16 protein-coding genes are annotated in these 20,277 nt (G+C 47.5%); 6 read left to right on the top strand and 10 right to left on the bottom strand.

Annotation, left to right across the window (positions count from 1 at the left end; all coding sequences use genetic code 11):
* Nucleotides 1–14: 14 nt before the first annotated feature.
* Both ACIDITHRIX25_RS71425 and ACIDITHRIX25_RS71420 read right to left on the bottom strand, forming a co-directional pair.
* Nucleotides 15–734, bottom strand: a complete 720-nt coding sequence (locus tag ACIDITHRIX25_RS71425) for a mycothiol-dependent nitroreductase Rv2466c family protein (RefSeq protein ID WP_201732427.1) — start codon at nt 732–734, stop codon at nt 15–17.
* 187 nt (nt 735–921) lie between these two features.
* Nucleotides 922–1,572 (bottom strand): peroxiredoxin-like family protein, encoded by a 651-nt coding sequence (locus ACIDITHRIX25_RS71420; RefSeq protein WP_200891259.1) that lies wholly within the window; start codon nt 1,570–1,572, stop codon nt 922–924.
* A 105-nt stretch (nt 1,573–1,677) separates the two neighbouring features.
* Between ACIDITHRIX25_RS71420 and ACIDITHRIX25_RS71415 the strand changes: the two genes are divergently transcribed.
* From ACIDITHRIX25_RS71415 to ACIDITHRIX25_RS71405, 3 genes are all read left to right on the top strand, one after another.
* Entirely contained in the window at nt 1,678–2,262 is a 585-nt protein-coding gene (locus tag ACIDITHRIX25_RS71415; RefSeq protein ID WP_052605854.1) for a TetR/AcrR family transcriptional regulator, read from the top strand.
* Nucleotides 2,263–2,788: 526 nt separating this feature from the next.
* Nucleotides 2,789–2,959, top strand: coding sequence for a hypothetical protein (locus ACIDITHRIX25_RS71410; protein WP_160291830.1), 171 nt, complete (start codon nt 2,789–2,791; stop codon nt 2,957–2,959).
* A 649-nt stretch (nt 2,960–3,608) separates the two neighbouring features.
* Nucleotides 3,609–3,782 carry a CsbD family protein gene (locus ACIDITHRIX25_RS71405; RefSeq protein ID WP_082058676.1) on the top strand — a complete coding sequence of 58 codons (174 nt, stop codon included), beginning with the start codon at nt 3,609–3,611 and terminating at the stop codon, nt 3,780–3,782.
* A gap of 1,141 nt (nt 3,783–4,923) precedes the next feature.
* Here the strand turns inward: ACIDITHRIX25_RS71405 and ACIDITHRIX25_RS71400 are convergent.
* Nucleotides 4,924–6,717, bottom strand: a complete 1,794-nt coding sequence (locus tag ACIDITHRIX25_RS71400) for a phosphoenolpyruvate carboxykinase (GTP) (RefSeq protein ID WP_052605852.1) — start codon at nt 6,715–6,717, stop codon at nt 4,924–4,926.
* Between the two features lie 110 nt (nt 6,718–6,827).
* On the opposite strand from ACIDITHRIX25_RS71400, the gene thiL reads away from it, so the two are divergent.
* Nucleotides 6,828–7,790, top strand: coding sequence for a thiamine-phosphate kinase (thiL, locus tag ACIDITHRIX25_RS71395; protein WP_052605851.1), 963 nt, complete (start codon nt 6,828–6,830; stop codon nt 7,788–7,790).
* 610 nt (nt 7,791–8,400) lie between these two features.
* Here thiL and ACIDITHRIX25_RS71390 read toward each other — a convergent pair.
* Nucleotides 8,401–8,895 carry a DUF5522 domain-containing protein gene (locus tag ACIDITHRIX25_RS71390; protein WP_052605850.1) on the bottom strand — a complete coding sequence of 165 codons (495 nt, stop codon included), beginning with the start codon at nt 8,893–8,895 and terminating at the stop codon, nt 8,401–8,403.
* Nucleotides 8,879–9,775 (bottom strand): HTD2 family dehydratase, encoded by an 897-nt coding sequence (locus ACIDITHRIX25_RS71385; protein WP_052605849.1) that lies wholly within the window; start codon nt 9,773–9,775, stop codon nt 8,879–8,881. The genes ACIDITHRIX25_RS71390 and ACIDITHRIX25_RS71385 overlap by 17 nt, the downstream gene beginning before the upstream one ends.
* A 789-nt stretch (nt 9,776–10,564) precedes the next feature.
* Between ACIDITHRIX25_RS71385 and ACIDITHRIX25_RS71380 the strand changes: the two genes are divergently transcribed.
* Nucleotides 10,565–10,843, top strand: a complete 279-nt coding sequence (locus ACIDITHRIX25_RS71380) for an Lrp/AsnC family transcriptional regulator (protein WP_052605848.1) — start codon at nt 10,565–10,567, stop codon at nt 10,841–10,843.
* Nucleotides 10,844–11,437: 594 nt separating this feature from the next.
* Nucleotides 11,438–12,709 carry an anaerobic sulfatase maturase gene (locus tag ACIDITHRIX25_RS71375; protein WP_201732426.1) on the top strand — a complete coding sequence of 424 codons (1,272 nt, stop codon included), beginning with the start codon at nt 11,438–11,440 and terminating at the stop codon, nt 12,707–12,709.
* 390 nt (nt 12,710–13,099) lie between these two features.
* Here ACIDITHRIX25_RS71375 and ACIDITHRIX25_RS71370 read toward each other — a convergent pair whose 3' ends face one another.
* The 5 genes from ACIDITHRIX25_RS71370 to ACIDITHRIX25_RS71350 all read right to left on the bottom strand — a co-directional run bounded on the left by ACIDITHRIX25_RS71370 (nt 13,100) and on the right by ACIDITHRIX25_RS71350 (nt 20,187).
* Nucleotides 13,100–13,669 carry a carboxymuconolactone decarboxylase family protein gene (locus ACIDITHRIX25_RS71370; RefSeq protein WP_052605846.1) on the bottom strand — a complete coding sequence of 190 codons (570 nt, stop codon included), beginning with the start codon at nt 13,667–13,669 and terminating at the stop codon, nt 13,100–13,102.
* Nucleotides 13,670–14,201: 532 nt separating this feature from the next.
* Nucleotides 14,202–14,834: a trimeric intracellular cation channel family protein gene (locus ACIDITHRIX25_RS71365; RefSeq protein ID WP_052605845.1), complete on the bottom strand. Its 633-nt coding sequence runs from the start codon at nt 14,832–14,834 to the stop codon at nt 14,202–14,204.
* A 717-nt stretch (nt 14,835–15,551) separates the two neighbouring features.
* Complete coding sequence (locus ACIDITHRIX25_RS71360) at nt 15,552–15,932, bottom strand: hypothetical protein (protein ID WP_052605844.1); 381 nt, start codon at nt 15,930–15,932, stop codon at nt 15,552–15,554.
* A 555-nt stretch (nt 15,933–16,487) separates the two neighbouring features.
* Nucleotides 16,488–17,864: a type IV secretory system conjugative DNA transfer family protein gene (locus tag ACIDITHRIX25_RS71355; protein ID WP_052605843.1), complete on the bottom strand. Its 1,377-nt coding sequence runs from the start codon at nt 17,862–17,864 to the stop codon at nt 16,488–16,490.
* A gap of 865 nt (nt 17,865–18,729) precedes the next feature.
* Nucleotides 18,730–20,187, bottom strand: coding sequence for a purine-cytosine permease family protein (locus ACIDITHRIX25_RS71350; RefSeq protein WP_052605842.1), 1,458 nt, complete (start codon nt 20,185–20,187; stop codon nt 18,730–18,732).
* Nucleotides 20,188–20,277 lie beyond the last annotated feature (90 nt).

The following is a 20,277-nucleotide window of genomic DNA, read 5'->3' as shown; positions in this document are numbered from 1 at the left end:
TCCTATTCATAGCCTCAGCTTCCCGCAGTGTCGCGACGATGTCCTTGGTGCCAATCCTCTTGGGCGCCAACCACTCCCTCTTCGATCCCGAATGCGCGTAGCTGTGGCGTCTCGCGCAGTGACCGCTTCAGCTCTGCAAAACCACCAAAACGTGCAAGTGCAACAACGTGGTCCCATAGCTCCGCGGCTTCATTAGGGTTCATAAGTCGGCTAATAACCGGGCCAAAAAATGCAGGACCCTCAGGAGGCTCAAAATGCAGAATCGGAGTGCCTACATCCCGACCGGTCAAGGCTAGCGCTCGATCGGTCTCTTCTTGGATCTCAGGGTCAAAGGTGGTGTCAAACACCGCACTCGCCAGCCCAACGCGAAGTCCGAGTCCTTCGAGGATCGGCGCCGCAAAACCCTCCGGGTCTCGATGCAGGTCAGCCTGACGACCGGGGGGCGAATCGAAGATCTCCGCCCCATAGGCCGCGTACAGTGATCCAATCGCTTCACTCCCATATTCCTTGCGAACTGCTGCGGCGACTCGTAACAACTCTAGACCAGCTGCGTGGCCTCGCTCATAGCCAGCTGGAAAATGGCTCGCGTAGTCGATCTTGGCATTCACGAGACGCAACGAGATGAACTTCCACTCAACGCTATAATCGCGTTGCCCCGAAACCTCGCGAACCCATTTGCTCGTCATCCACGCGAATGGACAAACAGGGTCAAAATAAAAGTCAAGTTCTGCCATTATGCTTCTCCTCTAAGTAAGTGGCCCTCTTCAACTAAGAACTGGGCGGCCCCGACCAAATCTTCAACATAAGGTCGGAAATAGAACATTGAATTGATCAAAGACAAATGGATGATATCATCCCCTCGAATCAAGAACACGCCGGCCTAGCCGACGAGTTCTTGATTCGAGATCCTTATTGCTGGGCTCATAGTGCTTTCAGAGCAGCGATAACTTCATCGGGCTCGGCGCGCTTGGTATAGTCAGCGTCCGCGTAGCGCCATGCAATGGTCCCGTCAGTACGGAGAACATAGGTTGCCGGCAGAGGCAGCTGGAAAGTATCGTCACCGTTGGCTTTAGGAAGATCAAGGCCGAAACCGGCATAGACCTCTCGCAAATCCTCGGAGAGTGTGAAGACAAGCCCGTAGGAATCGGCGACACGGTTGCCCTCATCGGAGAGGACCGGAAAAGCGAGCTCAAGTTTTTCCGCCGTCGACAACGAATTGTCCGGGGTCTGAGGCGATATCGCCACTAAAGTACCGTTTGCTGCAGTAATCTCAGGTAGCTTGGCCTGCAACGCTCTCAACTCAGTTGAGCAATATGGACACCAACCACCCCGATAGAAGGCAAGCACCACCGGACCCTTCGCAAGAAGGGAAGATAGCTCTACTTTAGATCCATTAGCATCCGCCAGGCTAAAGTCAGGAGCTATAGCACCCACCCCAAGGCTTGATCCCACGATTCCCGAGGCGGCCACATCTGCCGTTGCCCGGTCCATCACTGCTAGTTTCTCGGTGGGAATCCTTGCCCTGCCTGCTTGGTTCTGCGCCTTAAGCTGCTCCGCAAGACTTATAGTCATATTGTCTCCCCTGTTGTTGATCTGTGTTCACACACGTCGATCCATCGTACAGACGAAAAAACAGACCGATCTGTCTATTTATTTCCTCAAGATAAGATTAAAAAGATGGTTGTAAAAATATTAAGCGCTCACGATCGGCTTCTCGATGTTGCTAGCCGCCTTTTCTACGCCGAAGGCATTCATGCAATCGGAGTCGACCGGGTCATCGCCGAAGCCGGCGTCGCCAAAGCCACCCTGTACGCCCACTTCGCAAGCAAGGACGAACTCGTCGCTGCCTACCTCGCCCGCCGAAGCCTCGCTTGGACCACTGCAGTGAGCGAGCGAGTAGATCGATTCCGAATGAAGCCATCTTCCTCCTCCACCCCGATGGTGATCGCGGCCTTCGATCTCCTCGCCGATCGAGCCGCAAGCCCTGGTTACCGCGGATGCCCATTCATCAACGCAGCTGCAGAGTTCCCTCATCAAGGTCCAGTCGCCGAGCAGGTCGCTGCCCATCGTCAACGTGTCAGAGAGACCTTCTCCGAACTCATTGGTGAAACCAACCGGGACCCCGGTCTCCTTGCCATGATCGTTTCCTTATACGACGGCGCTATGGCTGCCGCATACCTTGACCACGACGCCACCGTCGTGGGTCATGCCCGCCGGGGTGCCCTCGAACTCCTACATCGCCATGGTGGCTCCCAACCTTAATCGACCACCGCAACTCTAGGCTGAGACCCAATTGTAGACATGCGAATAAAGACATGCAAAGCTTCAAGCTACTAGAAAACCGCCAGCCAAAGACATTGGCGATCTATCCTTCATGGCCTAAATGTAATGATGAGATTCATCATCCCTGGACTACGAACGCTATTAGATTTTCACTGTCCGGTGTTACAATTTCCCATAGGGCCGAGAAGGCTGAGGCGGCTTGCCCTCCCCTAGCGGAAAGAGACTGCGATCGCGTTGGTTGCATTCTCCACGTAAGAGCATTGTTTAATTTATACGGTAATTTTTATCGTTGGAGGTGGGTCACTTTAGTTCCATTGTTTACGATTCTCAATTTCCAGCAGCCCGACACAGCAAATCTCACGCAGAAATCCTGCGCCTTCACAGAGCTCTCGCACTGTACCGTCCAATAGCGGGCCTTAGAGGTTACGCCAAACGCGTTTCGTTTCTGGCCCACGGTTAACCGCCATGGACCAAACCAGCCCACTTGGAGAGGAAGTGCGAGAAGGTGACTACCTCCCGAGAGGCAAAGTTAACCCAGACGCTAGTAGAACTAGCAGATACACTAATGGTAGGATTCGACTTCGTCGAGCTGTTGACTGTCTTGGCACATCGTTGTGTCGATGTTATCGAAGTCGCAGCTGCTGGGCTAATGCAAATGGTCCCGACCGTACCCTAAGGATGATGGCGTCCTAATCGGAATCCATTCACTGTTGGAGCTGCAGTCAGAGGAAGGTACCCGCCTAGACTGCCTTTGAACTGCTTTACCGGTCGTAAACCAGGACTGGCACTCACCGGCAAGCGGTGGCCCCAATTCTCGAACCAAGCTCTTAATGCCGGTTGCCTCCGTGCACGCGTTGCCAATGCGACTCAGAGGCACCGTCATCGGCGTTCTGACCCTTTTAAATGCGGAACCTGCGAGTTTAAGGAGAGCCAAGGTTTGTATCCGCAGCACATGACCTGGCAGGCGTTGGAAGGCAAGTACTACTCACTAACAGCACTCTTTAGAGAATCATTGCCAATCTCCCACTTTCTATGCTAAAATAAATATGGAAGGTGGCCCAGACCCTGCTTCCTTCGACCCAGCCAACGGCTAGGCACGTCGAAGTGGAGGCAAAATGGATTCAGCATCAAAGTCTTTCCCAAGAGCGTAAGTGAGGGTGCCAATGCGACCCCTCCCAAAAGGCTAACTTTTCCAAGCAATGGTCTCAGATCTTGTGCGGCCAGTATCATCCTTCACCGCCGACCTACCTGACCCACAATAGATCGACACGCTCGGTCTCAAAACTCAACGTCAATCCCTCAAACCCATATCTAAGGAGCACGCTTTGAGCACCAAAAACAAAATCAAAAACAAGGTTCAGCAGTTGATCGGCAAAGTAAAGGCAAAGATCGGTAAAATCACCGGTAACAGAAGCCTACAGGCGCATGGAAAGTCCCAACAGGCGCGAGCCAACCTCAAACGAATAGCCGAAAAGGCAAAAGATGTCTTCAAGACCTGACCAAGTTGATGATTGCACCCTAAGGTCAAATCCTTTCATTCAAAGAAGAAAGGAGGACGAGTCGTGATCCGCAGACTAATTGGCATTGCAATTTTAATTATCCTGATCTTATTCATCGTTTCGTTAGTTCATTAACGTTTTGAATGACCTTTCCCCAGCCACGACAAAAGACCACACATCCCATTTGGCGTAATCTACCCCTCTTTAAATGCCACAATTGCCAATCCAGCCGTCATAACAAATTATCCCTGTCAAATTTCTCAAGCAGGAGCCATTTGAACTCTGATTCTCGAAGTCGAAGTAACGGATGCAAAAAAGCAAAGACACATCTATTGAGAAGTAGCTGGCCAATGAATTTTTAGAGTGCATTCGGTTAAATCGGTATAGAAATTCTGCCAAGCATGAGTTGGGTACGCTCCTCTGTGTCCGTGATAGATCACTTTGATAGATTTCTAGCAATTTCACATTGAGGATCTTGATCCATTTAAATGTTGTATTTTACGTATCGTCCTTTGATAGGGTAATCGAATCCTCTAATCCAAGTTCTTTGGGCACATGCTCCATAACCTGGATTACCGTCTCTCGTAAGCTTCGCATCAGGATATAAGCACTCAACAAAACAATTTGAGTGATTGGGCAAGTTCTCTTTGACTACGGTGAGGATCAGGATGGTTGAGGAAATTGCGCAACTCCGAACGATTCCGAACATTTTTATGGCAGACCTTTTAAGCTGATTCAATCGCCGATGTATCTGGGTTACCAAAAACTTGTGGTTCTCGTGGACAATTAGCTAGAGACGATTGGCTAGAACGGGATCATTGAATTGCCTCTAAACGCTTCGCGTTCATAAGCAATTCAATGATCTTCAACCACAATCGCTACAGGTGCACTAGAGCCCTTGTATTAGAACCCTTGCGCCAGAGGCTCCCTACTATAAACCCTTATTCATAGCGTCTTCATAATTAGGCCCAGCGAGCTCGACACAGTGCTAGCTCGACACAGTGCTAGCTCGACACAGTGCTAGCTCGACACAGTGCTAGCTCGACACAGTGCTAGCTCGACACAGTGCTACTCCACCTAATACTGCTCCACACAGCACTATGGGCAACTTTGATGGCAAACTATGGCCTCTATTTAGCCCCTAGTTACCGTTGGATCCCATCAGCGCATTTAGTTGATCGATAAGTTGAGCAGGCAACTTATCGCCAAAGGTTGCAAAGTGTGCCGAAATCGCCTCTATTTCACTAGCCAACTCTGTCGAATCAACCTGGTTCAAGAGCTCTAGGCGGGCTTTATCTATAGATAAGCCATCAAAGTTTGGGTCGTCGCTAACTGGAACGTATCCAAATGGAGTTTCACTCGCTTGAGCTCGTCCCTCAAGGCGGTCGACAATCCACGCTAGCACTCTTGAGTTCTCACCGTAACCCGGCCAAAGGAACTTATTGTCAGCGTCCTTTCGGAACCAATTGACAAGGTATATCTTAGGAAGTTTTAGCTCTTTGTTATCCCCAAAACTTAACCAATGTGCAAAGTAGTCACCCATGTGATATCCGCAGAATGGCAACATGGCAAAAGGATCACGACGCAAGTTTCCAACGGCACCAACCGCAGCAGCAGTCGTCTCTGACGCCATAGTGGAACCTAGAAAGACGCCGTGCTCCCAAGACTTCGACTCTGAAACCAGCGGAACTAATGATCGTCGCCTACCGCCAAATAAGATCGCTGAAATCGGAACACCTCTAGGGTCGTTCCACTCTGGCGCAATGTGCGGAGACTGTGCTGCGCCTACGGTAAAACGAGCATTGGGATGAGAGGCCGGCTTAGAGCTAGCAGGATCGTAGCGGTTCCCTTGCCAATCGGTCAGGCTCGAAGGCATCTCACCGTCGATGCCCTCCCACCAGACATCACCATCGGCGGTGAGAGCAGTATTGGTAAAGATCGTATCGCGAACCATAGTGTCCATGGCGTTAGGATTAGTTGCATAGCTTGTTCCAGGAGCGACACCAAAAAACCCAGCTTCAGGATTAAGTCCCCAAAGCCGACCATCTTCTCCGACTCGAATCCAACAAATATCGTCGCCCAATGTCTCAACCGACCAACCCGCAAGTGTTGGCACTAACATCGCTAGATTAGTTTTGCCGCAAGCCGATGGAAAGGCCCCAGTCATGTAATGAACCTCTCCGGCAGGCGAAGTTAACTTCAACAATAACATGTGCTCCGCGAGCCACCCCTCGTCCCGAGCCGCAACTGAGGCGATCCGAAGAGCGAGACATTTCTTGCCCAAAAGAGCGTTTCCGCCATAGCCTGATCCAAATGACCAGATCTCTCTCGTCTCTGGAAAGTGTGAGATATAGATATTTTGCGGATTACATGGCCATGCAACATCCTGCTCGCCTGAAGCTAGAGGTTTTCCAACTGAGTGTAAGCAGTGAATAAAATCACCATCTGCGCCTAGCTCCTCCAAGACCGCGGTGCCCATGGTGGCCATGATCCTCATGTTGGTCACGACATAGGGTGAATCCGTTATCTCTATACCGATCTTTGAAAAAGGCGATCCTAATGGCCCCATAGAGAATGGGATCACATATAGAGTCCGACCCACCATCGAACCGCGATAGAGCTCTGTCATCGTCGATTTCATCGAAAATGGATCCATCCAATTATTGGTAGGACCCGCGTCATCTGCAACGTTAGAGCAGATAAAGGTACGGTTCTCCACCCTAGCCACGTCACTTGCGTCCGAGTGGGCCCAATAGCTATTAGGCCGACGCACATCCGAGAGCTTCTTGAAGGTACCTTTGTTGACTAGTTCGCCTGCAAGGCTATCAAACTCCTCCTTTGAGCCGTCACAAAAATGAATTGCGTCAGGCTCGCATAAATCCGCTATCTCATTCACCCAATCGATAAGCTTCTTGTTCGAAGTAGGATAGTTCACCGGGTATTCCTCTCTCTCGAATCGATTTAGACGATTCGTAATGGTCGAAAACTGATATCTGTTTACCACAATGTTATGAATAATTATTATTACAGAAAATAGGGCACTAGGTGAAATCTGAGGGGATAAGAAAAAATAATAGTTCAAAAGTCAAACTCAGTGAATTCGAGATTCTAAATTCCTTCAACAGGGCACGCCAAGAGACAAATGATGAAATTATCGTTCCGGGCGGCGATGATGCAGCTGTTATCTCATTACCCAATCGGCTTGTAGTATGCGCGGACATAGTAGTCGAGGGGGTGCACTTTAGCCGTGAATATTTCAGCCTTAGTCAGATCGCCAATAAGGCGGTTGTGGTCAACATCTCGGATTTAGCCGCAATGGGTTCAACTCCTAAGTATCTACTCGCCGTAATAACCTCTCCAGGCGACGTAGATCTAAATCAACTCCTTACGGAGCTCGACCTAGCTGCAAAGGGATTCGGTGCTCGGCTAATTGGCGGAGATATCTCCTCTGGTAAAGATTTTTCAATTTCCATCACCGCAATTGGAGAGATCGACTCCAAGCGTCGCGTCATGGTTCGTTCTGGAGCCATAGCTGGAGAGTCAATATTTGTCACAGGACCACTCGGGGGTGCGTCCATGGGCCTTAAACTTCTTCAAAACCAAGCGCTTCCTCAAAGTTCAGATGAAAAAGATGCCATAAGAGCCCATCTTGAGCCAAACACCGCTCTGAAAGCGGGACTTTTGATCTCCGCCTTAGGTATTGGGTGCGCCATTGATATTTCGGATGGCCTCCTAGGCGATCTTGAGCATATAGCAGAGGGATCAAAAGTTGGCATCAACCTCACAGACGTACCGATTGCCAGGGGAGCAAGTTTATCTGACGCCCTCAATGGTGGCGAGGACTACGAGTTGATATTTACAGCCTCAATGCCAGAACAAATCTTAGAGGCCTTTAAAAAAGCGGGTCTTACGGCACCATATCTAATTGGAGAGTGCACGGCCATGCCAGACCAGCGTCACCTCTTTGGAAAAACCTACCAGCCAAAAGGATGGCAGCACTTCAACTAATCCTGCGACCACGGCAAAAGGTAAATTTCGCCCTGTAGCTGGCCAAACTTACCTGACTACCAAAGGATGTCCAAAAACAGCTCCAGAGAGTAAGTTCAAAAGCTTCGACAAAGGTTGTCTATAGCTTGCCGCCTAACTCTGTGTCGTCTGCTCTATGTCATGTGCCCCCTCAAAAGGAAAAACGATCCCTTGCCTCCGAGACCCTCTGTGAGACTTTGAGTATGAAAACCAGCGAATTGACTCGATCTCTTTTATCAAGCAACAAGGATGCTGGATTAAGAGATAAAACTTTTATCGCAAATGCTTTGTCGCAAACGCTAGGCCAACAACCCAAAAAGTCACTTCAAGAGCCCCTCGAATAACCTGCTGGCAAAGTTAAACCATCAGATATCAGGTTCGAGACTCCTTGTGAATCATGGATAAGGAGTCGAAATTCACCTGATCACCAATTTCCTAAAGGAGAATATAGGAAGAGTTCGATGCTGAAACAACTAGAAGTCAATCAGAACTATCCACCACGCTCTGCGTGCCCCATCAACAACTCGAAAATCCACTTAGTATAGAATCTACTTACAGAATCTAAGCACTTGTACGCGGAAATCTTTGCATCCTAGGACTTCATGGCTGCAGTCTTTGTCGAAGTCTTTACTCGGCTTTTTACTGGGGTCTTTGAGGCCAACACCACGCCCTGAAGTGCACATTCAATCAATCCCACTGTCTTGTCGTCATAGACGACCCGCGTCAAAAACGGACAATGCCGACAGACACTCTTACAGCAAAAGCCGCGATTCATATGAAACAATGGCGTCATCGTATGGTACTTAGAAAAAGGATCTCTATAGAGGCCAGATCCATTAGAGACCGCCTCGATAAATGCCCTTAGGACCACATATGCATCCTTGCGGCGATAGTTGAATCGCGACGGGTCGGGCAATATCCACCCATCCTTACCGTTCAAGAAGCTCTTTAGATCACTATTTTGAGCTATCTCAACACAGTCATCGGCCAGATGAGAGTCACCTGGAACGCTATAACCCATGCCTACCATTATCGACATCAGCGAAGTGACTGCATCTGGGATATTCTCATTAGAAGTATTGCCCATTAACCACCATCACCCCTAAATCACCTTTGAAAAGATGAACCTCAACATTGTCATCATTAACATTCTTTGCACAAAGCTCCACCGACTCGCCCTCAAAGACCGGAGCATGAGCTCGAAAGTCAAAGCTACGCAACTGCCGACTTGGATCCATCCGTGAAATTACCTCCAAAGCCGCCATCGCTAAGAGCGGACCGTGGACAACTAACCCCGGATAATGGTCAACCTCTTGACAATATTGACGATCTAAGTGTATTCTGTGCGAGTTGTAAGTAAGCGCCGAAAAGCGAAATAGAGCTGAAGCTGACGCTATCATATGTGCACGCAGATCTCCTTGTTCAGAGACCTCCCCATAGTCAATTAGAGCCCTAGGTAAATAGTGCGCACCGATATTTACAATTTCGGGATAAGTAGCATTGCTCGGACCTTCCAAGTAGACAAGACGTTGAGATTCCGTTCGACATAGCCTCTCAGATTGAAAGATCTCGTGTCTAATAGTCACAAAGACCATGGCCCCGGAACGTCCATTCTTATTGACGACTTCCTCAATCTTCGATACCATCCTGGTCTGGGTATTGAACTCTAGCTTTTCGAGCGATCTGATCTCACCACCGGCATACATACGACGAGGGTTAGCGAAGTTATATTCCCGAAGAAAATCGCCCACCACTTCATGTCCGTCATCACCAATTAGAGAGGTGGGAAAATCGTTCCAGAAATAGACCCAATGATCGAGAATGCAAAGGCCACCGTCGAGGTCGAAGTCATCGTCGCTTCGGTCAAAGAGACGATGGAGAGCGCGAACCCGACTCGGATCTAAGATCTCCAAATCACTTTGGTCTCGGGTCGGATATGATTGGCTAATTTCAAACGATATCGTCATCAACTGCTCCATCTTTGCGAATCTTGGGCCAAAGTGACCAACAGCCTTTGGTTAACCCAAATGATAACTGCTCTCCTCTTCAACTCAAGGACGCTAGTTCGTAGCTATTCGCTCAGATCTTGATTCGTTGAGTTCAAACCACAGAGCGGCTTCAAAACTAAGATATCAAATACCTTTGAATAATTGAGACTATTTTAGCCTTTAGAAATTACCACATCAAGAATATTTCAAAAATATCAAAGGTTATCCACCAACAAGTACTGATTCAAAGAAGCAAGATCCACGAAAGAAATTTAGCTAAGTTTTACCTTTCGACACCTAGGGTTATCAACTTTTGCAAAAAACGCAAAATCAACCAAAACAGGAAAATAATATCCTATTACTTCCAAAGTCGAATCCAATACGCTAATGGGAGGCCCAAGATAACGCTCTAAATATTACGCCATGAACTCACCCTCTAACGTCTTGGAGACAAAAGGCCAATTTGGAGTACCGATATCTCTGATACGATACCGAGCACAAATCAACCTTAACGGAGCAAAATTTCTAGTCCGCCGCCGACAATCGCTCTCCGAACAGCGATAACCCGAGAAATAATTCGCACAAACTAATCTGCCTCTGAGCTAGGCTCAAATTCGAACCCGCTTACTATGGGGTGTTGGCCTTACCTTTCACCAGGTTGTTAGGAATCTCTGAGAGTTAACTAAAGGCAGGCAGATGAGATCCATGCCTTAGATTACAATCTGGCCATTACATTAATGGATCAGCAAAAACTAGGAAGAAGCAACCTTGATAGCAGCATTTGTGTTGATACAGACAGAAATCGGACGGGTAGCCGAAGTAGGAAAAGCCCTTAGGGACGCACCTGGAGTAGAGTCAGCAGATGAAGTTACGGGACCCTATGACATCATTGCTAAAGTGCACGCTAGCGACCTGCTGACCTTAGGACGTTCAGTAACAGGAGCAATCCAAAAGATCCCAGGTGTGACGCGAACCCTCACGTGTCCGACTACACGTCATCTAAATCTTCCTGAAGACCCTTCACCCCACCGAGAAAATGATCTTTAGAACCCTGCAACCCTCGAAGAGACACTAGGGTTGTACGCCTAAAGCATTGTCATGCTGGGACCTTTATAAGACTCCATAAACCTTGAACGTCTCCTAGATCTAGGTTTTTATCAGACCTTGGTGACCTCAGACAGGTTCGATTCGAATTTCCACCAAATGACTTCGACCACTATAAAAAATAAAACCTAAAGAGCCAAGCCTTCGCCATTTAGATGGACAATGTTGCCTAGCGAGCCCCAAGACCCAACTCCCCTAGCCTTCATGGGAAACTTTCTGAACCTCGCGTCAACTAAGCCCATGGGTAACCAAACGGAACGAACCCCCTTGCAGCCAAGATTTCCCGCAAATACCAAAGTTAAAGGTAGAAACATCACAAACAACTCTAAAGCAAACCGTTGGTCTGCAAGTTCCCCAGGGCGAAGAAACCCTATCGCCATCGAGGAGGCGTTGATTAAACAAATTGCGGCACCAACTATATTAAACGAAATCACAATTGATCCTTCGGTCAAGAAACGGTCTAGGGTTCTATGGAAACCTAGGTAAGCCTTTAATCGAGGTCTAACCTACAAATTTATCCAGTACAGGAGCTAAACGATGGCCCTATCTTCACCATTTCTAGTGATGGCAAAGCCTGTTGGTCCGGTCTGTAACCTTTCGTGCGACTATTGCTACTATCTTGACAAACGCTCACTCTTTCCAAAACGAGAACCTTTTAGAATGTCCGACGAGGTTCTTTCGCATTACATAGAGTCAACTATCGCAGCAAGTAGCGGCCCCGTGGTACCCTTTGCCTTCCATGGAGGAGAACCTACCCTTGCCGGTAAAGGGTTCTTTGAGCGTGTCATCGAACTTCAAAAGCGCCATCTTCCGAAGGGGTGGTCAGCTTGGAACAATCTTCAAACGAACGGCACCCGCCTCGACGATGCTCTCTGTAAACTTCTAAAGAAGAATAAATTCAGTGTCGGCATTAGCATCGATGGACCCGAACATCTCCACGATATAAATCGGAAAGACCGCCTTGATAGACCAACCCACAAAAAGGTGCTCCAAGGGTTAAACCAGCTTCGCACCAATGGAATTGAACCTGACGTCCTATGCACCCTTAATTCCACTAATGTAAATCACCCTCAAGAGGTATATCACTTCTTCCTAGATCTGAAAGTGAGCTGGCTACAGTTCCTACCGGTAGTCGCTAGGGACGAAACCGGAACGCTCCTACCGTTATCAGTCGAACCAAGAAAGATGGGCGACTTTCTAAATGAGGTCTTTGATGAATGGGTTCGATACGACCTAAAACGAATCGGAATCCAAAACTTTCTCGAATGTCTCCTTGTCGTTGACGATAAGCCCGCAAATCTTTGCGTTATGGCCCCAAAGTGCGGAAATGTCTTAGCCATGGAACACGACGGCAGCATCTACAGTTGCGACCACTTCGTAAATAACGACAATTACTTAGGAAATATCCAAAGAGATAGTCTTGAACTACTCCTGACCTCGGACCGACAAGTCGAATTTGGAGCCACTAAATCAACGGGACTACCAGACCAATGTAAGAGTTGCCCAGTGCGAAAACTTTGCAACGGCGGATGCCCAAAGGATCGATTCGCAACCAGTAAAGATGGCCAAAGCGGCCTCAACTACCTCTGCGAAGGATATCTCTCCTCCTATAGCCATATCCTGCCTTACATTAGCGAAATGGTAGTACTAAAGAGAAGGTCGCAACCGATTCACCAAATAATGGATCAAATCGCACAGCGAGAAAAGGAGTTTCGCACAGCGATCAAACATGCTCAAAGAAACGACCAATGTCCATGCGGAAGTCGCAAGAAGCTCAAAAGTTGCTGCATCAATAAAAGAATAAATTGACAGATTACCTAAGGCATTAATGAAACAAAATACCCCACTTAAAGATCTAGCCTAGACGAAGATCTGACCAAGATACCAATCAGACGCAATCGTGATAGCCAAGAAGAAGGCTACTAAATTATTTTGCCAACCTTGCTTTATGTTGAATCACAACTGACTGAATCACAAAAAAGTCACATGTTAAATATGTGCACTTTAACAATTCACACCGAGTAATTGCGCTTATACCCTAGCCAAAGCGACCGCGATAAAAATACGCCAGAAACTCCGACTCACTGGTAACTATAGCGGCTATTCATCGCAATATCTCGTATTATTATGCAATCCCCAGAATGCGACTTGATATAGAGGTGGTGTCCAATTGCTTTAACCTGCTTACTTTGGAGTCGCCTAAATCCCAAAGATTCGCATTTGAAGAGCGAGAGTCGAGTAGTAACCAATCAAGGTTGTGAGTTCGAAGATCCCTTTCTCACCAAGATCTCTAACGCAGCGTTCAAAATCCAAATCGTCCAAATCTGCAGCTCCCAAAAGCAAACTTGCTGCCCAAAATGCTGTTGCCTCTGAAGGAGTCTTCGCCGATGGCAAGCCACCTTGAGAGATCGCCGAGAGGTCTTCGTCGGTGAGACCGACCTCTAGCGCCAAAGGTTCATGGGAGCTCCGTTCGAAGTCGCACTCCCACTTTTTGGCAACCATTAATATTACGGCCTCTCGAATTCGACCAGAGAGTTCACCAAAATAGCGAATTGTCGTGCCCAACTGAGAAAGAGCATGACCTAGCTTAGGCGCCAGTAACATTGCATTAAACGGTCCCCTTAGAGCTCCGTCGCTATCGACAAGGGACGATTGCTGGGATCCTTTTGACCTTGGGCCAAATACAATCTCATCGTAGAGCACCGCCTGATCTTGAGATAAATCGTCGGGTTTTAATTTTACGAGGCGACTGGCTCGCTCTTTCACCATATTATTTACTCTTTCTCGGAGGCTAGCTGCTATAAACTTAAAGATCCCTTAGTCCGGTCCCCTATCGTATCGCAAAACCACTCTGGGCCTGTGATCTGGGCCTGTGATCTGGGCCTGTGATCTTGTTATATCAATTTATCGAGTTACGAGCCCCTAAGCGCAAGGCACATTGCCTCCAGTAGCCCTAATGGAAGTCAAACTTGAGAGATATTCCCAAACTAGCTATTCCTAAATTTTGGGCTCGCCAGACATTAGGAGTCGTCAAAGTTCAACGTTGCCGTAGACAAGGCCCTTAATTCTTCTTTTTCTAACAATATGAGGCATTCTCTATCGGTCATTGCGCATGTATTTTACGTGGCACTATTCATGCTAAATGGCGATATTCATGCATTTTCTAATTGCCGTTGATACCTAGCGGTGCCAGCCTCTAATATCTAGATCAGATCCTTTGTTCTAGATGCGAATTTGCGGCACCTATCCACGCTAAAAGAGCTATTGGTATGTGCATAAACAAAAGCTCCGTCGCCACACATTATTGTATCTTGTCTCTAAAAGGCGGCTTGGGCGCATTCAAATTGAAATACATTCCAAGAATACGAATTATAAAACAACTCAAAGCAGCGATGACAATTGCCGAGGTTCCATAAATGCCAAGGCGAATCGAGGCGACAGTCAAGATCGAACCAACTATTGCGGGCACCGCATATAGACCTTTGGTGAGTACGGTAGGAACCTGACGGATGATCACATCTCTAATCATCCCCCCTCCAACCGCAGTGATCGCACCAAGAATAACCGACTGAGAGAGTCCAAGGCCAAAGGCCATAGCCTTGTCCGCACCGGCCACACAAAAGAGGCTCAATCCAATAGCATCAGCTACGTCAATGACGGAGATAAAGCGCTCCAAATGATGGCCCACGAGGAAGGCAATAAGGGCTCCCGCTGCAGCGACAGCCAAATATCTCCAGTCGGCGAAGGTCGCCGGTGGAAGTGAATTGATCAAGACGTCCCTAATGGTACCCCCGCCGAGGGCAGTCACCATTCCAACAACCACGACACCAATAAGGTCAAGGCTGGTCTGGCGCAACGCAATCAGTGAACCGTTGAGACCAAAGAAAAAAACTCCTGCTAGATTCAGAACAAGAAGCAACATTGATTCAGTCATAAATATCCATAGTCTCCGTCAAATCTTCTACTGTACCATGAGCAAACAAACTTCTGAATCAGCTCTAGCTGGCCAAAGAACCGCCTATCAGACCCCTTCAATGTAGTCTCCTCAAAAAGATGAAATTCATAGCTCCAAGAGACGCTATGACCAACCCACGCTATAGAGACATTGTCCTAGACACCTATCGAAAATAAATGAAAGGTTGAAGTTTTCGCCAGATCAATATTGCCATCCACATTTGCGATTAGAGTTTCGCCGAAACACTCCGCCAAGACTTTAACTAACTCTGCAGTCACAAATAGTTACGGCTTGACGTTAATCAAAATGAAATAGGATTGCTCTCCGCCATCATCTGATACTGGAGAGATCTCTTTGACCTCACCAGCCTAACATAGTAGTCATTCGACACGAGCGAAAGGAAAGTTGGATATGTAGAACCAAAAATAGTCAGCGCACAAAAGTTAGTTGATCGAGAACATTACGACCATAAAGTGCCAGTTGGAAAAACGTTCCTGTAATGCCACCTCAGAAAGAGAAAATCCATCAACGACAATTCAGGAAAAGATAATTCCTAGACGAAAAGAAATAAATGGGGCTCTTATTTGGTAAGTGTCAGCGATAAGCAGTTCAAAAACCCTGGCAATCGTTCGAACCAAGCGCAACGTCAAAGTCACCCGACCACTCAATAAAGCGGAAAATGAACTAGGCACCAAGCTAATGGAAACTTTGGGCAACGAGATATGCGCGTATCCCAAGACCTGAGACAAAGAGGCCGCCGATGCCATATAGCCAGTAGAGTCGATGGCGCATTGAATCGCGATATGCAAATAAAAAACCCGATGCAATTATCGCCACGAATCCATAAAAAGGATGAAAAGCAATCATCTTCTTGTGCTCCGAAGCCACCAAGTAGATCCCTGTAAGGACTTGAACATATATCGCGCCTTGGACAAAGATAGTAAACCACCACAACGCACGCGTTCGTAGCGCTGGGTAACGAATCGCCAAAAGCGTCCAAATCCCCGCCAATGCGTTTCCTATAATGACTATCCAAGCCCATGCCGCGTGAAAGCTAGTTACTGATCCAACTATCATGATTTACTCTTGCTACCTCCTAGCATCCACGCTAGCGATATTCATCGACGTAAGGGTCGTAAGAGCAAACCACCATATTGTCGACAGACCAAAGAGACCTCAAAGAATATAAGGAAAAATGAACTACCAAAAGGTTCGTCGATCTCTTAAAGCCACCAAAAACTCTGTTTTCTCATAGAGGCTACCACACCCCCGGAATGCAAGAAAATAGGCCTGGCCGCCAAAGGGCAATCGTCTCAGCAACACAAGCTAACACCGATCCTCACTAAGCCGACTCCAGAAATCTAAATAAGTTCCACAAAATCACTTCCAGTCGCGTCGATCCATGCTCAAAAGGCGACTTCGGCCAAGGTCGAGTGCCCCCATAAATTCGAGTGTTCTCCTAACTCCAAAATACCTCTCTAGCTTGCCTAACCAACCAAGCATCCACCACAGCGCTTAGCTTTATTATCTATTGGGTTCGCCAGTATCGCAAAAATTCAAGCGCTGAGGCTCTAGGATCCCTCGGCATCTTATTTACCAGGGTGGCCCTTTGGATATGTGAAATTGAAAAACTCAGATCGAAAGGCCGTCATCCCTCTTCTTGTCCTTGTAATTGCCCTGGGAGAGTCGACGAGAAAATGACGCTCGGATCTCTCTTTTTCTCGTCGTATCACCAAATCCCCTTTTTCGAAATGAGAAGCTCGGACTGTCACGGTTGTCAACTAGGACTCTCGAAAAGCCACTCCTCGTCACATAGAGTAGGAGTTCGCCCTTTATCCCAGTCGAGATCTCGTGAGGGGCCAAAAGGGGCTTGAAGGAAGATGTGAGCGATTCTTGGCGATATCCTCTGGTAGATTTAGACTTCGTAGGGAGCTCTACAATTCGCTCACCAGAGAGAATAGATAGATCCGAAAGGGTGCGAACATCGGCTATCCCAGGAAAGATTGCTGTGTTACCAAAGAGAGTAAGAAAGCCATCGCTCAAACCTGGCCATCTAGATCGGGCTTGACTGAGATCCTGCAAAATTCCCATCACCAAAATCCCCTGCGATGCGCCCTCAGAGAGAATAGAAGAAAGATCTCTAATCGGCGCAATATTGGCCATCTCATCTAAAAGCAGAGCTACTGAGGGTCGAGGTCGAGAAGACTTGGCCATTCGTTGGTCTAAAGCAGCCTGGCTATAGGCAGCCTCTCTGATCGATTGAAGAAGACCCAGTACAATCGGTGCCAAAATAGCCTGATGCGTTGAGGGTGCGACAATATATACGGTGTCTTTGGAGCTAACGAAGTCACTTGGAGAAAAGTTAGCCATCTTTGCCGATCGTAGAACCTTCGGCGTCCTATATCCCGACAATATCCCCGCTGCAGTTGAAGTAATTCCCGAGAGTTCCTTGGGTGCCGAAAGTGATATTGAGGCCAAGGTCCGAGCCGCCTCTGGATGCGAATTAGCCTCCAAAATCGATATAGCGGACTCTAATTCCTTATTTTCAATAGAATCCATCACCTCGACCATGGACCAACCTGCCACATTGGCAGCCAAGAGCAGCGGAGCAATTACCGCCTCGGCTCTCTCTTCCCAAAAAGATAGCGAGCCGCCCCTTGCACCAGTTACGCTCGCACCCAACATCGCACGTGCCATAAGTACTGCTCTCTCAAAGTCACAAGTAGAAGTAACGGGCGAAAAGTTGAGACGAATCGTCTGCGAGTCGTCCAGGGGCACACTTTCTAGTGGGTCAAAGATCCAAATCCGCCCAAGTTTCTGGCGTATGCGAAAGGTCTCGTTGAAGATATCCTCCTTGGTCGAGGTGACCACTACAGCACAATCGAGCTCATTCAAGTTAGGCATGACGATATTTCTAGTCTTTCCACAGCGAGGAGGACCCAAAACCAATAGATGGGATTCACTCGAGAGGCGAACTTCACCGCGCTTACCTTTACCTACGTAAAACAATTGCCGCACCAATCATCACAATTTAGTTTTATCTTATATAAAAATTAATGAAAATCAAAAGATCTGCTCAACAGAAGAGAATTAAGGCCTTCCACGCGACAATTAAATTTAGATTCATTCGATTAAAACCCTCTAAAAAATCAAAGTAGCCTTGGCCAATAAAGACTTTTAGGTCAATCTCGATCAACAACTTGAAACCTCACATAGATAAATCCAAACGATTCCCATCTCGATCGGCCTGGCTCCCGATTCGATACCGCCCAACTAACGCCGCTGCTAATGCACCCATAAAACCCCATTAACGAAATTGGAATAGCTCCAGCACCACTACATCGGTGAGGGGTGGAGCCACCCATTTATTCTAAAGCACCATTTATTGATAGCCATTGAAGATTAGTTCATGCAAAAGATATCCCACTACTACCTTGTATTGACGCTCTTTGTATTTCCGCAACCACCTGCAATTGATCAATCGACGCCATTGACTATTTCTTTCTATTAAAGAGCTCAAGCTCATCGAAGGTAAAAATATCAAAGAATGCTTTGACGCTGCTTTACTATTGCTGCATCGAAATTGCCAAGCCCCTTCAAGGTCAATTGCTGGAAACGAATTGCTCGAAACTAATCACTAGAGTCGCATTGCTAAAAATACAGGGGTGGGTATAGCTCTATCCAGATCTAACTCATTGGCATAACAGTCCAAATAATGTAGATCTACGCTATCTTCAAGCACCTATCGGCGGTCCCTGATAAAAAAATCCCTTTAGATCCTTTGAACATCAAAGGATCCAAAGGGATCATATCTTTAGATCATCAAGTCATATCGGGGCTATAAGCCCAACAGATTAATCTTAAATCTCTGGCACTAGTTTGGATTGATATTTGCAATAGCCAACTCGTCAATTTCTAGAGGTTGCTCTAGAGCTTCCTTGGTTACCTGATTTCGCGCCAACAGCCAGTAAGAGATACCGCCTACAAAAAATCCTACGAACACCGAGATATCCGCACCGTTGGTCGCGTTCGAAAAGATCGAGACGTAATGGGGGTAAACGTCAATTGTCAACATAGCTCCCGCCATACCCAATACCTGGGCGATGATACCCACCCAGTGAACACCACCATTACGGTAATAGATGCCTCCCTTTGATCGCTGCAGATCCAAAGCGGAATAACGGCGCTTTCGAAGCAGCCAATCAACCAGATAGACAGCAGTCCAAGGGGCAACCCAAACGATTATAAAGAGGATAAACTCCTGCAATAGGGTATTAAAGGAGGAAGAAAAGATAGCATAAGCCGTCAGCGAAGTACAGATTATAGTATCTAAGATAACAGCCTGCCAACGAGAGATCTTCAACCCCAACGCCTGCAAGGTAACTCCAGAGGAGTAAAGGTCCAAGCTATTGATCGCGAACAACTGAATGATGGAGACGATCAAATACGGCCATATAAACCAAGGAGTGAACTTCTCAGCAATACCGGTGATGCTCCCCGATGCGCTGCCAACATAAGTAGCGACGGCCGCGCCAAGAATCATAAGTGCAACCGATGGAATGTAAGTTCCAAGAAAGACCCAGCCGACTGTCTTTTTGTGCGAGCTCTCGCGAGGCAAATAACGAGAGAAATCGTTACCATTTTCAGTCCAACCCAAGCCAGATGCGGCAAGGATAAAGGCAAGTCCTTCGGTCATAGTCTGCCAGTTAGCGCCATGTGCCACCGAGTGAAGATTGACTTTGCCAAGTCCTAAGATCGCAAATACGATAAACAATAGGACAAAGGGCAAAAACAGCATCTTCATCGCCTTCAAAATGGCCTGGTGGCCAAAGAGCGGCAGAAGCAACTGAATCGCAGCAGCTACCAGCAAGATAGCAACTTTAACTCCAGTCGATGTATGAATTCCGGCCTTCGACAAGAGGGCAATGCCCGCTATTACGATCAGAGCCAGCCCTTCTGTCTCAAAGCCAACTTGCGTCAGCCAGTTGAAGAAGGCTATTAACTTAGAACCGTTTTGTCCAAAGCTTGCCCGATTGATCGTAAAGGTCGTCGTCCCGGCTTCGGGTCCTTGAAGAGAGGTAAGTCCCAAAAGAAAGTAAGAGAGGTTGCCAACCAGAATGATTATTACAGATTGAGCGAACGACAGGCCAAAGCTCATCAAGACAGCGCCATAGACCAATATCTCTACATTGAATATCGCGCCTCCCCACATCCAAAAGAGGTTTACCGGCTTAGCCCAGCGCTCACGGGCAGGTATATAGTCAATACCGCGCCGCTCAATACCAACGGGACCAGACTCCGCGATAGGTATTTCAAAAGCTTCTTTTACCAATTAATTTTCTCCTAAACAGACTAATTATGGGGTGCATTCCTATGAAATATGTGACTTACATTCAAAGCTAGTTGTAGCCATGAGGCCTAG

The sequence above is a fragment of the Acidithrix sp. C25 genome (assembly GCF_904848545.2).
Note: the sequence above shows the minus strand (reverse complement) of the source record. Positions and strands in the feature narration are given on the sequence as shown.

Bases quoted from the DNA above. Each gene is read 5' to 3' on its own strand.
- ACIDITHRIX25_RS71425 (WP_201732427.1), bottom strand. From the start codon at position 734: ATGGCAGAACTTGACTTTTATTTTGACCCTGTTTGTCCATTCGCGTGG.
- ACIDITHRIX25_RS71420 (WP_200891259.1), bottom strand. From the start codon at position 1,572: ATGACTATAAGTCTTGCGGAGCAGCTTAAGGCGCAGAACCAAGCAGGC.
- ACIDITHRIX25_RS71415 (WP_052605854.1), top strand. From the start codon at position 1,678: ATGGTTGTAAAAATATTAAGCGCTCACGATCGGCTTCTCGATGTTGCT.
- ACIDITHRIX25_RS71390 (WP_052605850.1), bottom strand. From the start codon at position 8,895: ATGGGCAATACTTCTAATGAGAATATCCCAGATGCAGTCACTTCGCTG.
- ACIDITHRIX25_RS71385 (WP_052605849.1), bottom strand. From the start codon at position 9,775: ATGACGATATCGTTTGAAATTAGCCAATCATATCCGACCCGAGACCAA.
- ACIDITHRIX25_RS71375 (WP_201732426.1), top strand. From the start codon at position 11,438: ATGGCCCTATCTTCACCATTTCTAGTGATGGCAAAGCCTGTTGGTCCG.
- ACIDITHRIX25_RS71370 (WP_052605846.1), bottom strand. From the start codon at position 13,669: ATGGTGAAAGAGCGAGCCAGTCGCCTCGTAAAATTAAAACCCGACGAT.
- ACIDITHRIX25_RS71365 (WP_052605845.1), bottom strand. From the start codon at position 14,834: ATGACTGAATCAATGTTGCTTCTTGTTCTGAATCTAGCAGGAGTTTTT.
- ACIDITHRIX25_RS71360 (WP_052605844.1), bottom strand. From the start codon at position 15,932: ATGATAGTTGGATCAGTAACTAGCTTTCACGCGGCATGGGCTTGGATA.